At 66.8% G+C, this 14,411-nt stretch carries 11 protein-coding genes; 4 read left to right on the top strand and 7 right to left on the bottom strand.

The genetic code is table 11. The annotated features are described in order from the left end of the window. Positions 1 to 157 precede the first annotated feature (157 nt). The 6 genes from ACYVDK_RS13660 to ACYVDK_RS13635 form a co-directional block, all read right to left on the bottom strand. Positions 158 to 415 carry a hypothetical protein gene (locus ACYVDK_RS13660; RefSeq protein ID WP_460522633.1) on the bottom strand — a complete coding sequence of 86 codons (258 nt, stop codon included), beginning with the start codon at positions 413 to 415 and terminating at the stop codon, positions 158 to 160. Between the two features lie 2 nt (positions 416 to 417). After that, positions 418 to 873, bottom strand: a complete 456-nt coding sequence (locus ACYVDK_RS13655) for a GNAT family N-acetyltransferase (RefSeq protein WP_460522631.1) — start codon at positions 871 to 873, stop codon at positions 418 to 420. Positions 874 to 1,036: 163 nt separating this feature from the next. Beyond that, positions 1,037 to 3,670, bottom strand: a complete 2,634-nt coding sequence (gene valS / locus ACYVDK_RS13650; RefSeq protein ID WP_460522629.1) for a valine--tRNA ligase — start codon at positions 3,668 to 3,670, stop codon at positions 1,037 to 1,039. 196 nt (positions 3,671 to 3,866) lie between these two features. Then, positions 3,867 to 5,234, bottom strand: coding sequence for an MFS transporter (locus ACYVDK_RS13645; protein WP_460522627.1), 1,368 nt, complete (start codon positions 5,232 to 5,234; stop codon positions 3,867 to 3,869). 121 nt (positions 5,235 to 5,355) lie between these two features. Next, positions 5,356 to 6,012 carry a response regulator transcription factor gene (locus tag ACYVDK_RS13640; RefSeq protein WP_460522625.1) on the bottom strand — a complete coding sequence of 219 codons (657 nt, stop codon included), beginning with the start codon at positions 6,010 to 6,012 and terminating at the stop codon, positions 5,356 to 5,358. A 4-nt stretch (positions 6,013 to 6,016) separates the two neighbouring features. Continuing rightward, entirely contained in the window at positions 6,017 to 7,378 is a 1,362-nt protein-coding gene (locus ACYVDK_RS13635) for a sensor histidine kinase (protein ID WP_460522623.1), read from the bottom strand. A gap of 470 nt (positions 7,379 to 7,848) precedes the next feature. On the opposite strand from ACYVDK_RS13635, the gene ileS reads away from it, so the two are divergent. The 4 genes from ileS to ndk are packed head-to-tail and all read left to right on the top strand — an operon-like array spanning position 7,849 to position 13,502. Continuing rightward, positions 7,849 to 11,262, top strand: coding sequence for an isoleucine--tRNA ligase (gene ileS, locus ACYVDK_RS13630; RefSeq protein WP_460522621.1), 3,414 nt, complete (start codon positions 7,849 to 7,851; stop codon positions 11,260 to 11,262). Between the two features lie 5 nt (positions 11,263 to 11,267). Then, on the top strand, positions 11,268 to 12,629 hold the full coding sequence (locus tag ACYVDK_RS13625) for a bifunctional folylpolyglutamate synthase/dihydrofolate synthase (RefSeq protein ID WP_460522768.1): 1,362 nt from the start codon (positions 11,268 to 11,270) through the stop codon (positions 12,627 to 12,629). 37 nt (positions 12,630 to 12,666) lie between these two features. Beyond that, positions 12,667 to 13,089 carry a DUF4233 domain-containing protein gene (locus tag ACYVDK_RS13620; protein ID WP_460522619.1) on the top strand — a complete coding sequence of 141 codons (423 nt, stop codon included), beginning with the start codon at positions 12,667 to 12,669 and terminating at the stop codon, positions 13,087 to 13,089. Then, complete coding sequence (ndk, locus tag ACYVDK_RS13615; protein WP_460522617.1) at positions 13,086 to 13,502, top strand: nucleoside-diphosphate kinase; 417 nt, start codon at positions 13,086 to 13,088, stop codon at positions 13,500 to 13,502. Before ACYVDK_RS13620 ends, ndk begins: the two co-directional genes overlap by 4 nt. 153 nt (positions 13,503 to 13,655) lie before the next feature. Here the strand turns inward: ndk and ACYVDK_RS13610 are convergent, their stop codons facing one another. Continuing rightward, positions 13,656 to 14,267, bottom strand: a complete 612-nt coding sequence (locus ACYVDK_RS13610) for a vitamin K epoxide reductase family protein (protein WP_460522615.1) — start codon at positions 14,265 to 14,267, stop codon at positions 13,656 to 13,658. Positions 14,268 to 14,411 lie beyond the last annotated feature (144 nt).

Genomic DNA, 14,411 nt, shown 5'->3' with positions numbered 1-14,411 from the left:
GGTCAGTCCGGTACAACGGTTTGCGTCCAGCGCCGCGGGCTGAGTCCCGTACCGCGGATCGAACTCCCGTACCGCGGGCTCAGTCCCGTACCGCGGGTTGAGCTCCCGTTACCGTGGGTTGAGCTTGTCGAAACCCGGAGCCGGTTCTTCGGTCGGCTCAGCCGGCGCTATCGGCCTCGTCGTCCGGCTGGGAGACCGTCGCCGTGTCCTCACCGGCGTGGTAGTGGATGACGGTCCCGTCGTCGAGCTCCACCACGGGCCTGCCCTCGAGCCAGGTCAACGTCCACCGCCATGTCGAGGCGTCGACGTCGAGCGCCTCGAGCTCGTCCTCCACAGCACCCACCGCGGAGACGACGACAGAGGGCAGACGGTCCGGCGCCGTTCCGCCGACTGGCCAGCGTGTGCCGAGTTGCACGATCAAGACTCCTGCGGACGCAGACGGTAGACGACCACCTCGGAGGCGTCGGCGATCTCGTCGTAGAAGCCACGGGCATCCGAGTCCTCGGGCTTGGCGAGCCACTGCACGACCTGAGTGCCCGAACCCGCGCCCAGCGCAGCGACGGCTTCGATGAGCGTGCGTCCGAAGCCCTGCTCCCTGTGCTCCTCGAGCACGAACAGGTCGTCGATGTGCGTCGCGTGGTCACCCTCGAGCGGGCGCGGCACGTCATGGAAGTGCACGAGACCGACGAGGGCGCCTTCGTCATCGACCCCGACCAGCCCGCGCTCGCTGAGCGCGGCATCCGTGAGCCAACTCCATACCAGGAGAGCACCCTGATCGGTGAGCTGACGCCCGTAGAACGCGGCGTATTCCTCATAAAGGGCGAGCCAGGAGAAGAAGTCTCCCTCTGCCGGCTCGCGGATCGTGATTCCCATTCAGTCCCCCTCTGGGCACGCCCTCGCGGTACGCGGTGACATGTCTACAACCTATTGTCAGGCGGAACGCCGCGCCTAGAGGCAATTGGGGCGAGAGCCGGGCGAGTTCACTCGCGGGGCCAAGCCGATCGAGCCTCTGAGGGAGCCGTCGGATAGACGACTTCTACGCGGCAGACGCGTCCGCGAGTTCCACGGCAACCGTCAGTTCGTCGCCAGGAACGAATTCCAGTTCGGCGATGCGGCCGACCGCGCGGATGTCCGCACCCGCCTGCTCGATGGCGCTCAGCTCCTCGTCCGGAGCCGTGATGACCGCGCGGGCGACAAGCGCCTTCTGCGAGGCCTTCGCAGTCGTCTTCGCTCCGCGGATTCCAGTCAGCACACCTGAGGTGGCCTCGAGCACCTGCGATGTCGCCTCGCCTGCGACTGTTCGCACCTCGTCGGCGGACGGCCATTCCGCTGCGTGCACAGAGCTGGTCTGGAACCACGACCAGGCTTCCTCCGTGGCGAACGGGATGACGGGGGCGAACAGTCGGAGCATGGTGGAGAGCGCGAGGCGCAGGGCCGCCACCGCCGAACCCGCACCCGGTCCATCGCCGTACGCGCGCTCCTTCACCAGTTCCAGATAGTCGTCGCAGAACGTCCAGAAGAAGGACTCGGTCACCTCCAGCGCTCGAGCGTGCTCGTAGGAGTCCAGAGCTCTGGTGGCCTCGGCGACGACATCAGCGAGACCTGCGAGCATGCTGCGGTCCAACGGCTCGGTGACGGCCGAATCGCCCTCAGGGAAGCCGAGGATGAACTTGGCGGCGTTCAGCACCTTGATGGCCAGGCGCCTGCCGATCTTCATCTGCGTCGGGTTCTGCGGGTCGAAGGCCGAGTCGGTGCCGAGCCGGCTCGACGCAGCCCAATAGCGCACGGCGTCGGAGCCGTGCTGCTCGAGGATGTCGGCGGGAGTGATGACGTTGCCCTTCGACTTCGACATCTTCTTGCGGTCCGGATCGACGATGAAGCCGGAGAGTGCGGCGTGCTTCCACGGCGCGACGCCCTCCTCGAGTTGCGCGCGCAAGAGTGTGGAGAACAGCCAGGTGCGGATGATGTCCTGCCCCTGCGGTCGAAGGTCGTACGGAAATACGGACTCGAACAGTTCAGGGTCGCGTTCCCAGCCGCCCACGAGCTGGGGCGTGAGCGACGACGTCGCCCACGTGTCGAGAATGTCCGCCTCGCCGACGAACCCGCCAGGCACGCCACGCTGTGACTCGTCGAATCCTGGCGCGGTGTCGATCGTCGGATCGACCGGCAGCTGGTGGCGAGCAGGCACGATCGGGTGGTCGAAGTCGGTCTCGCCCTCTGCATCGACCGGGTACCAGACGGGGATCGGCACGCCGAAGAACCGCTGACGCGACACGAGCCAGTCTCCGGAGAGCCCGCCGATCCAGTTCTCGTAGCGCACGCGCATGAAGTCGGGGTGCCACTCGATCTCTCGTCCGAGTTCGATCAGCCGCTCGGAGAGCTTCGCGTCGCGGGCGCCGTTGGTGAGGTACCACTGGCGGGTAGAGACGATCTCGAGCGGCCGATCGCCCTTCTCGTAGAACTTCACCGGGTGCGTGATCGGCCTCGGATCCTCCAGCAGGTCGCCGGATGCCTTCAGCAGCTCGACCATCACCTGCTTCGCCGAGAAGACGGTCTTGCCCGAAAGCTGCGCGTAGGCATCCTTCGCCTCCTGGGTTGCGATCGCCTCGGGCGGGTCGGCGAGCACCCGGCCGTCGAAGCCGATGATCGGACGCGTGGGCAGGTCGAGCTCGCGCCACCAGGTGACGTCGGTGATGTCACCGAACGTGCAGACCATCGCGACGCCGGTTCCTTTGTCAGGCTCTGCAAGATGGTGCGCGAGCACCGGGACCTCGACGCCGAAGACAGGCGTGCGCACGGTCTTTCCGAAGAGCGGCTTGTAGCGCTCATCGCTCGGATGCGCGACCAGGGCGACGCACGCCGCGATGAGCTCGGGACGCGTCGTCGCGATGACCACCGGGCCGTCATCGCCGTGGAAGGAGACGCTGTGGAACGCTCCCGGCTGGTCGCGGTCTTCCAGTTCGGCCTGTGCGACGGCGCTGCGGAAGGTGACGTCCCAGAGCGTGGGGGCCATCGCCTGGTACGCCTCGCCGCGCTCGACGTTGCGCAGAAAAGCGAGCTGCGAGACGAACATCGATTCGTCGCTGATCGTGCGATAGGTCTGGTTCCAGTCGACGGAAAGCCCCAGATTGCGCCAGACCGCCTCGAACTGCTTCTCGTCTTCCACCGTGAGCTTCGCGCACAGCTCGATGAAGTTGCGGCGCGAGATCGGCTTCTGGTCGGCCGCCCGTGAACTCTTGTTGTCGCCGCCCTCGTAAGGCGGCACGAAGTCGCTGTCGTACGGCAGCGACGGATCGCACCGCACGCCGTAGTAGTTCTGCACGCGGCGCTCGGTGGGCAGCCCGTTGTCGTCCCACCCCATCGGGTAGAACACCTGCTTGCCGCGCATGCGCTGGTAGCGAGCGGCGATATCGGTGTGCGTATAGCTGAAGACGTGGCCGATGTGCAGCGATCCGGACGCGGTGGGAGGCGGCGTGTCGATGGAGTAGATCGCGGACCGGTCGGCGCCCAGGGCGGCATCTCGGTCGAAGTGGTAGGTGCGCCCGGCGCGCCACCGTTCGTCCCACACCTGCTCGAGCCCCTCGAGCGCCGGCTTGTCGGGGATCCTGTTGTTGCGGTTCTGACCGAAAGCGGTCGTGGCGGATGCGTCGTGGTTCGCGGCGTCGGTCATGGCGGGTCTTTCGTCGTCAGTATGTACGGCACCGCGTCAACTGGTGCCTGAGTGTGGGAATCCCGCCATTCTACCGTGCGGGGTATCGAGCGCCTCGCGGACGATACGGGCCACACCTACCGCGAGACCGCACGCACGCCCCGAGACTGCGGTTGTTTCCCGCTCTCTCGGCGTGGGCATGCAGTCTCGCGGCGCGCTACTGTGCTGCCGGCACCGCCTCCGTCGTCTGCTCGAACTCGAGCACGTCGTCGGCATCCGCGAGGCCTTCCCGGCGACGCCGCGCGATGGATACCGCTGCCAGCGCCGCGACCAGCGTGATGGCCGACAGGGCGGCGAGCACGATGCCGGGATGCCACCAGGCGTTGTGCGTCGCGGCACCGAGCACCTCGGTCAGAATCGGGATCAGTCCGGAGAGTGCCGCCGCCACGGCGTACGCGATGGACAACGCGCTGTAGCGGATGGACTGACCGAAGATGTCGGCCATCAGTCCGCCGAGCCCCGCCCAGCTCAGGGTCGGGAAGATGCCGCCGATGATCATCGTGCCGACGAGGATCGGGAAGGTCGCGAACTGCAGCAGGAAGTACATCGGGAACGCGATGAGCAGCGTGGTGAGAGCGCCGATCCACACCACTCGTGCGGAGCCGATGCGGGTGGCGAGAACCCCGAAGAGCGGGATCGTCACGAGCTGCAGCAGGCTTCCTATCGTGGTCGCGATGAACAACTGGGTGTAATCGAAGTGCAGCGCGGAGACGCCGTAGCTGATGGTGTAGGTGTTCATCAGTGCGTACGAGCCGATGCCGAGCAGGGCCGCACCGATCGCGACCACGAGAGCGACAGGCTGGCGTCGGAACACATCGAGCACGGGCATCCTGGTGCGTCGCTTCTGCTGCACAAGGTGCGAGAACACCGGGGTCTCGTCGATGGAGAGCCTCAGGTACAGCGAGACCGCCAGCAGCGGAAGTGCGAGGAGGAAGGGGATGCGCCAGCCCCAGGCCCCGAGTGCTTCAGGCGACATATTGAAGCTCAGCACCAGGAACAGCACTGCCGTGACGATGGTGCCGATCGGCGAACCGAGCTGGGGGAGTGCAGCGTAGAAGCCGCGACGTCGTTCGGTGGAGTGCTCGACACCCACGAGGATGGAGCCGCCCCACTCACCACCGAGTGAGATGCCTTGGATGATGCGCAACAGGACGAGCAGGATCGGTGCCGCGATCCCGATGGTGGCGTACCCGGGCAGCACGCCGATCAGCGCGGTGGAGACACCCATGATGCCGATCGTCCAGATCAGCGTCGCTCGGCGACCGAGACGATCGCCGAGATGGCCGAAGACGATAGCCCCGATGGGGCGAACGAAGTACGAGGTCGCGAGCACCAGGAAGGAGAGCAGGGTTCCCGCCACCTTGTCCTGGGCGGGGAAGAATACCGTGGCGCTGAACAGGGCGCTGAAGTAGCTGAAGACGTAGAAGTCGTAGCTCTCGAGCGAGGTGCCAACGAGAGAGGCGAGGGTCACCCGCCAGGCGTTGCGGTCGGCGTTTCGTGCGGCGATGGCTGTGGAATCGGTCACGGCCTTCAAGTGTGGTGCTTTCGGCGCCGTTCGGGGCGAATGTTTCCTCCAGCGTTACGCGGAGCGGATTGTGTGCTCATTCCAATGAGTGCAGCAGCATCGGCTCGGTTCGGCATCCCGGTCAGCTCGCTGCCTCGAGCCAGGTCAGAACGGCGAGCACCCTGCGGTGGTCGGCGCCCGAGTCCTCTAGCCCGAGTTTGGCGAAGATGGATGACACGTTCTTCTCCACTGCGCCCACGCCGACATGAAGCCGTGCGGCAACCGCTGCGTTGGTGCGACCCTCCGCCATCAACTCGAGGGTCTCGCGTTCGCGCGGGGTGAGGGCGGAGAGGGGATCCGAGCGTCGGCCGACCAGCTGCGCCACCACCTCCGGGTCGAGAACGGTGCCACCGCCGGCGACGCGGGTGACGGCATCCGCCAGGTCGTCCAGCGACGCGACTCGGTCCTTCAGCAGATAGCCCATGCCGCCCGCACCGGCACCGAGCAGTTCGCGGGCATACGTCGTCTCGACGTACTGGCTCAGCAGCAGCACGCCGCACGAGGGATGCCTGCGATGCAATTGCAGTGCCGCACGCACGCCCTCGTCACGAAACGTCGGGGGCATCCGCACGTCCAGAACCGCGACATCGAAAGGCACCGACTCCGCAGCCTCGAGCAGACTGCCCGCGTCGCCGAACGCTCCCACCGTGAGGAAGCCGGCCTCATCCAGCACGCGGGCGAGCCCTTCGCGCAGCAACACGGAATCGTCCGCGATGAGCACGCGAAGGGCATCGGTCATCCGTTCACGATAACGGCACCGCGACCGAGACTGTCGTGCCCGCCGGACCGGACGCGATGCTCGTCGTGCCGCGCATCGCGGTCATGCGTTCCCGGATGCCTGCCAGCCCGTGCCCGGGCGCCTCACCTGCGCCGCCGCTCCCGTCGTCGGACACGGTGAGCACGAGCGCCCCGCCGTTCAGGGCGAGATCGAGGGTTGCGTGCACCGCGCCGGAGTGCTTCGCCACGTTCGTCAGCAGCTCAGCGGCGACGAAGTACACATTGCGCTCCACCTCGGGCGGGAGCGCGACGGCGGCGGGCACGGCATTCCTGATCGTCACGGGAACCATACTGCGCGAGCCGAGCGACTCCAACGCGGCGGCCAGTCCCCGGTCTTGAAGGATCGGCGGGGCGAATCCGCGGGAGAGGGCCCTCAACTCGTCGAGGGCGTCCTGTGCGCGGAGGCCGGCCTCGTCGATGAGGCGCGCGGAGGCATCCGGGTCGTCGGTCATGCGTCTTCCAGCGGCCGCGAGGTCCATGCGCAACCGGATGAGCTGCTGCTGCGGGCCGTCGTGGATGTCGCGCTCGAGTTGCCGGAGCGTGCGATCCTCCGCGGCGACGGCCGCGGCCCGTGACGTGGACAGATCGCTCACCTCACGCCTCAGCTCGTCAGTGGGCAGCGCGCCGAGTAGCGCCTTGGCGACGCTCCAGTGCACGGCGATGAGACCGCGCATGACCCAGGGAAGGGTGAACAGGAAGATCACGCCCGCGACGCCGAAGAGCAGCATGTCTCCGCGCAGCGGATCGAACGTCGCCGCCGTGCCCGTCGCCCACTCCCATACGACCTGGGACACCCACACGCTCTTGCCGCCGGTCGGGATGAAGCCGCCCCACAGCCAATATGTGGCCCCGCCGATCGAGGTGGAGACCCACGCGATCATGATCCCCCAGGTCACCGTCGACACCGCGATCTGCACGAGCATCGCATCTAGCAGGTACAGCCAGTAATGGGGGTCGGCGAGGGGAAAGAACACCCTGCCGATGAAGCCGGTTCCCACCCGGCCCCGCCATCGCGGGCGCGGGATGCGCGGCATTCCCGTGATCTCGAGCAGCGTCAGCGTCAACGCGCCGTAGCCGCGTGCGATGAAGAGCGCGGCGAGCACGAGGAAGAACCCGACGATCAGGATCGCCATGCCGACGCCCGTGAAGAACAGCGGCGACAGCAGGCTGATGCCGATGACCGCGAGCGGAAACGAGACGAACAGCACAGCCACCGTCGTGGGCGTTCGTTTCCAGAGCTCGCCGTAGTGCGCCCAGAATCCGGGGCGACTCCCGCTTGCGACGGTGGCTGTGCTGTGCGTCGTCATCGTGTCGCTCTGCGTGCTCATGATGGTCAGGTCTCCTCCTGGTCGTGGGTCGAGCCGGGTCGTCCGGATCGGCGTGTCCAGTCTGCCGGGGCGACGAAGCAGGACCCATCCGGTGCATCCCCGATCGCCTGCGGGGGTTATCCCCACCAATTGCCCGAGACACGCCCTGCCCGCCCTACCCCGGCACCAGCCGTCTCTTTCGCGAGCCGCCAGCTCGGGCCGCGCGCCTGTAGACTTCTCTGCAACGACTGCGATCCGGTTATCACCGGGGAGTCTCCGGAAGAACAGCAGATCGGCCGCACCCGCAAGGGTCCGCCGGCCGCTCAGTAGAGCCGGACGGGCGGGCCCGTCACAGCCCGTAACGAGTGGTCGTGCTCCGCCGACGGATGTCGGAGCACGGCAAACGGGGTGGTACCGCGTTTCCGGCCCGGTGCATTCTGCACCGGCGGCAGCGTCCTCGCGCAGTTGTCCTCGACCTGCCCAGGAGAAGCATGCCGTACCCGAAGCCCGACGACTCTTCTCGTCCCGATGCGCAGTCCGACTCCTTCACTGACTCCATCACGCCCTCTCCGCGGTTTCCGCAGATCGAGGAGGACGTGCTCGCATTCTGGAAGCGCGACGACACCTTCCGGGCATCCGTCGACCAGCGGGAGGGCGCACCGGAGTGGGTGTTCTACGACGGCCCCCCGTTCGCGAACGGGCTTCCGCACTACGGCCACCTGCTCACCGGGTATGCGAAGGACGTCTTCCCGCGGTTCCAGACGATGCGCGGCAAGCAGGTGCACCGCCGATTCGGCTGGGACACGCACGGCCTGCCGGCCGAGCTAGAAGCCGAACGTCAGCTCGGCATCACCGACAAGAGCCAGATCGAAGAGATGGGCATTGCGGCGTTCAATGCTGCGGCGCGGGCATCCGTTCTGAAGTACACCCGGGAGTGGCGTGAATACGTCACCCGCCAAGCGCGCTGGGTGGACTTCGACAACGACTACAAGACGCTCGACATCACGTTCATGGAGTCGGTGCTCTGGGCCTTCAAGCAGCTGCATGAGAAGGAACTGGCCTACGAGGGCTATCGCGTGCTGCCGTACTGCTGGCGCGACCAGACGCCGCTGTCGAACCACGAACTGCGCATGGACGACGACGTCTACAAGATGCGTCAGGACCAGACCGTCACCGTCACATTCCCGCTGGTGGGGGAGAAGGCGGAGGCTCTGGGCCTGACCGCGGTCCGTGCACTGGCCTGGACGACGACGCCGTGGACGCTTCCCACGAACGAGGCGCTGGCGGTCGGCCCGCAGATCGAGTATGCGGTCGTTCCTGCCGGCCCGAACGGCACGCCTGATGCGGAGGTGGAGCGGGAGGGCACAGCGCCCGGTCTTGGCGACGTCACCGTGCTCGGGGCGGAGTACCTGCTGGCTTTCGACCTGATCGGCTCCTACGCGAAAGACCTCGGCTACGAGACGGCAGAGGATGCCCGTGCCGCCGTCACGCGTACTGTCACCGGCTCCGAGCTGGCCGGCGTGCAGTACGACCGGTTGTGGGACTACTACGCGGATGCCGAGAAGTACGGCACGCAGAACGCCTGGCAGTTCCTGGTGGACGACTACGTCAGCACCGATGAGGGAACCGGCGTCGTGCATCAGGCGCCGGCATACGGCGAGGATGACCAGCGCGTCTGCGCCACTGCGGATATCCCCGTCGTCGTCTCCGTCGACGAGGGCGGCCGATTCCTGCCGGAGGTGACCGAGGTCGCGGGACTGCAGGTCTTCGACGCGAACAAGCCGTTGACCCACGCGCTGAAGGCGATGGGACGGCTGCTGCGGCAGGCGTCCTACGAGCACAGCTACCCACACTGCTGGCGCTGCCGAAACCCGCTGATCTACAAGGCTGTGTCGAGTTGGTTCGTGCGGGTTCCAGCGTTCCGGGACCGCATGCTGCAGCTCAACCAGCAGATCGAGTGGGTGCCGGAGAACGTCAAAGACGGCCAGTTCGGCAAATGGCTCTCCGGCGCACGCGATTGGTCGGTGAGCCGCAACCGGTACTTCGGGTCGCCCATCCCGGTGTGGAAGAGCGACGACCCCGCGTACCCGCGGATCGACGTCTACGGGTCGCTGGCCGACCTGGAACGCGACTTCGGCCGACTGCCGTTGAACGCACACGGCGAGCCGGACCTGCACCGCCCGTACATCGACGAGCTGACGCGGCCGAACCCGGACGATCCGACCGGTCGATCGACGATGCGGCGCATCCCGGACGTGTTCGATGTGTGGTTCGACTCCGGCTCGATGCCCTACGCGCAGGTGCACTATCCGTTCGAGAACCAGGACTGGTTCCAAGCGCACAGCCCAGCGGACTTCATCGTCGAGTACATCGGGCAGACCCGTGGCTGGTTCTACCTCATGCACGTGCTGAGCACGGCCCTTTTCGATCGGCCGGCGTTCAAGCGGGTCGTCAGCCACGGGATCGTGCTGGGCAGCGACGGACAGAAGATGTCGAAGTCGCTCCGCAACTACCCCGACGTCGCCGAGGTGTTCGACCGTGATGGCTCGGATGCGATGCGCTGGTTCCTGATGTCGTCGTCCGTGTTGCGCGGCGGCAACCTGGTCGTCACGGAGGAGGGCATCCGGCAGGGAGTGCGCGAGGCGCTGCTCCCGCTGTGGAGCACCTGGTACTTCTTCTCGCTCTATGCCAACGCTTCGACACCGCTCAGCGGGACCGCTTCGACATCGCTCAGCGGGACCGCTTCGACACCGCTCAGCGGGACCGCCAAAGGCTATGAGGCGAGCCGGCGCACGGACTCGCCCGACGTTCTCGACCGTTACCTGCTCGCCAAGACGCGGGAGCTGGTGGATGCCGTCACGCGCGACCTCGAGAACTTCGACTCGACGCTCGCTGCGGCCAAGATCCGCGACTTCGCCGACGTGCTGACGAACTGGTACGTGCGGCGCTCGCGGGACAGGTTCTGGGAGGGTGTCACTCCCGATGGTGGCAACGCTGAGGCGTTCGACACGCTGTACACCGTGCTCGAGACGCTGACCCGGGTCGCCGCCCCGTTGCTTCCCCTCGTCACGGAGCGCATCTGGAAGGGGCTCACCGGCGGACGAAGCGTGCATCTCGCCGACTGGCCGGATGCCGCGGAGTTCCCTGCCGATCAGGCGCTCGTGACCGCTATGGACCGGGTACGGCAGGTGAGCTCGGTCGCGTTGTCGCTGCGGAAGGCCGCCGGACTCCGCGTGCGATTGCCGCTGGCCGACCTGACGGTCGTGACCGACGCCGCCGGTTCGCTCGAGCCGTTCGAGGGAATCCTGCGGGACGAGCTCAACGTGAAACGCGTGCGACTCGTCGAGTTGACGGAGCAGAGCCCCGCGGAGTATGGCGTGAGCAAGCGCCTCACTGTGAACGCGCGGGCGGCGGGGCCGCGGCTCGGCAAGAACGTGCAGGCGGCGATCCGCGCGGCCCGTGAGGGCGACTGGACCGAAGCCGATGGCGTCGTGACAGTGGGCGGCATTGGGTTGCAGGACGGCGAGTACGAGCTCGTGCTCGAGACTTCGGACGCCGTCGAGGCGGGGCGCGCGCTCGCGCTGCTTCCCGGCGCGGGGTTCGTGCTGCTCGACACGACGACCGACGAGGCGCTCGAGGTCGAGGGGCTGGCCAGGGATGCCGTACGCGCCGTGCAGGAGAGCCGCAAGCAGGCAGGGCTCGAGGTGAGCGATCGTATCCGGCTGCGGCTCGTGCTCGACACGGCGGGCGCGGCCGCGGTGCGTACGCACGCGGAGTTCGTGAGCGCGGAGACGCTCGCCGTCGAACTCGATGTCGACGTGGACGACGCAGTGGCAGAGACGCCGGAGGCCACCCCCGTCGGCGCAGGGTCAGCGCTATTGGTGAGCTTGGAGAAGGTTCAGTGACAGATCTGACGGATGACGAGTACCGTGAGGCCGCCGACGCGGTCTACGAAACGCTGCTCACCCGGCTGGGCGAGGGAAGCCCGCGCCCGAGGCTGAGGCCGACCAGGCGTACCGTCGAGCTGCTGGGAGACCCTCAGCGCGCATATCCGATCATTCACGTGACCGGTACGAACGGCAAGACGTCGACGAGTCGCATCATCGAGAGCATTCTGCGGGCATACGGGTTGCGGGTCGGACTCTTCACCAGTCCGCACCTGCTGCGGTTCAATGAGCGGTTCATGATCGACGGGGAACCCATCACCGACGAGGCGCTGGCACGCAACTGGGACGACGTAGCACCGTACGTGCAGATGGCCGATGCGGAGTTGGCAGAACAGGGCGAGCAGCGCCTCACGTTCTTCGAGGTCATCACCGTGCTCGCGTTCGCCTGCTTCGCCGACGCGCCGGTCGACGTCGCCGTGATCGAGGTCGGCATGGGCGGGGAATGGGACTCCACGAACGTGGGCGACGGCCAGGTGGCAGTCTTCACACCGATCTCGTTGGACCACACGGACCGGCTGGGCTCGACCGTATCGGAGATCGCCCGCACCAAGAGCGGCATCATCAAGCCGTCGGCCGCGGTCGTGAGCGCCGCACAGGTGGAGGATGCCACGCGAGAGCTGATGCGTGCGGCGGAGCTTCGCGAAGCCTCGATCGCCTTCCAGCCGGTCGACTTCGACGTGCAGAGCGATGCCGTAGCCGTAGGTGGCCAGCTGGTCACGATCCGGGGCCGCGCCGAGACCTACTCCGACCTGTTCCTGCCGCTGTACGGCGCGCACCAGGCCCAGAACGCGGCGGTCGCCGTCGCTGCGGTGGAGACATTCCTCGGCGACGCGGACGAGCCGTTGCGCGGTCCGCTGCTCGCAGAGGCGTTCGCCTCGGTCACCTCGCCCGGCAGGCTCCAGCTCATCGGGACGGACCCGACGGTGCTGGTGGATGCCGCCCACAATCCCGCCGGCGCACTCACTTTGGCCAGAGCGCTGCCGGAGTTCTTCGACTTCGACGAGATCGGGTTCGTGCTGGGCATCCTTCGCGACAAGGATGCGCACGGCATCGTCGAGGCGCTCGCCCCGCTCGCCGCGCGCACTTTCGTGACACAGTCGCATTCGGAGCGCTCAACCTCGTCGTCCGAGCTCGCCGACCACGTCGAGGAGTGGACGCACGAGCACGCGGAAGCGCACCACGATCTCGCCGATGCGATCGAGGCGGCCAGGCAATGGGCGGCATCCGATCCGCGCCGTGCCGTCGTGGTCACCGGATCGATCGCGCTGATCGGCGAGGCGCTGGCGCTTGCTGCCGAACGCGACTGGAAGGCTTCGGCCGAATGAGCGCGGCCGAGATCCGCCTGAGGAAGTGGAGCGGACGATGACCGGCAGCACCTCTGCGCGCCCGCACCGCCCACGCCGGGAGCGTTCCGCCCAGGAGAGCCTCGGCTCGATCGTGCTCGGCTTCGAGCTGGTCGTCGTCTTCCTCGGTGCGCTCGTCGTCTTCGGCCTGCACACCGTGCCTTCTGCGCAGGCGCTCGGCGGCGGCGCGGTGTTCATCGTGCTCATGATCGTGGCGATCCTGCTGCTGAGGTTCCGCGTCGGCTACTGGCTGGGCTGGCTCATCCAGTTCGGCGTTATCGCCTCCGGATTCCTCGTCGGCATGCTCTTCATCGTCGGCGTGATCTTCACCGCCATCTGGGCGTACGCGATGATCGCGGGCGCGCGGCTCGACCGACGCAACGCAGCGTTCCGCGCAGCCCGGTCCGAACAGTCCGAATCCACTGAACAGGAGAACGAATGACCACCATCGAAGAGACCCTCGTGCTCGTGAAGCCCGACGGTGTCGCCCGCGGACTGACCGGGGAGATTCTGAGAAGGATCGAAGCGAAAGGTTACGCGCTCGTGGACATCAAGCTGGTGGAAGCGCATCGCGAGCTGCTGACGCAGCACTACGAGGAGCACCAGGGCAAGCCGTTCTTTCAGCCGCTCGTCGAGTTCATGGAGTCGGGCCCGATCGTGGCCATTCGCGTTGCGGGGAACCGGGTCATCGAGGGATTCCGAATGCTCGCCGGCGCAACCGACCCTACAGGCGCCGCTCCCGGGACCATCCGAGGCGATCTCGCCCGTGATTGGGGACTGCCTGTCCAGCAGAATCTCGTGCACGGCTCAGACTCCCCGGAATCAGCGAGTCGGGAACTCGCCCTCTGGTTCTGACTTTCAAGGGACTGGATGGTGTCGCGTGACACTAGCCAGCCATCTGGTGTAGGCGACACGCCAGCCGATGCGGAGGCGCGTACGCCGCATCGATCCCCGCCGCGTGGTCGGCTGACTGCGGCGCGCCGGGCGGGGATCGGCGCGCAAGACAACTCAGCGGAAGGCGTTGGGGATCCACTGCACCTGGATCTGCGCGAAGACCGCGACGATCACGTAGCTGACGAGCGTGATGAGCGGGATCCAGGTGTACGCGGAGGCGAAGAAGGCGCGCACCCTCGCGCTGGTCGGGATATTCCCCTCTTTGAGGTTGTAGAACGTCACGGCCCAGAACGTCGGAATGGTCACGGTCCACGTGATCATGCAGTAGGGGCAGAGCACGTAGAGGTCGTAAAGGCTCGAGTAGATCAGGAAGATCACGAGCACGATCGCGCCGAGCACACCGAGGTTGAAGAGCATCCAGAACCAGCGTCGGAACCGCGCGCCGGCGAGGATGGCGACCCCTACCGCTATCGGTGCCGCCCAGCATGCCACCCCGATGATCGGGTTCGGAAAACCGAGCACAGAACCCTGCCATGAGTCGAGGTTCTTGCCACATCCGACGAGAGGGTTGATGTTGCAGGTCAGCTGAGCGCTCGGATGCTGCAGGAGCGTGAACTTGTCGAGCGTGAGTGCGAAGGCGGCGAACCACCCGATCACGCCGGCGACGATGAGAAAGATCGCAAGCCCGATGGGCCGCTTGGTTTCGGTGGGGGAGTCGAGCGACACCATCGCATTATGGCAGAGCGACACGCGAGCTCTTCCCGGCCGTGAACGGCCCTCCACGGTGGGCGTGCGATAATGGCAGGCAGCCGTGCGGACACCGTCCGCGCGGAGATGAACAAGCTTTTTCGGGCACCGCTGAAAGGTCGG

This window comes from Humibacter antri, assembly GCF_054777235.1.
The sequence above is the reverse complement of the archived record's forward strand: the minus strand, read 5'-3'. Positions and strand labels throughout refer to the sequence as shown.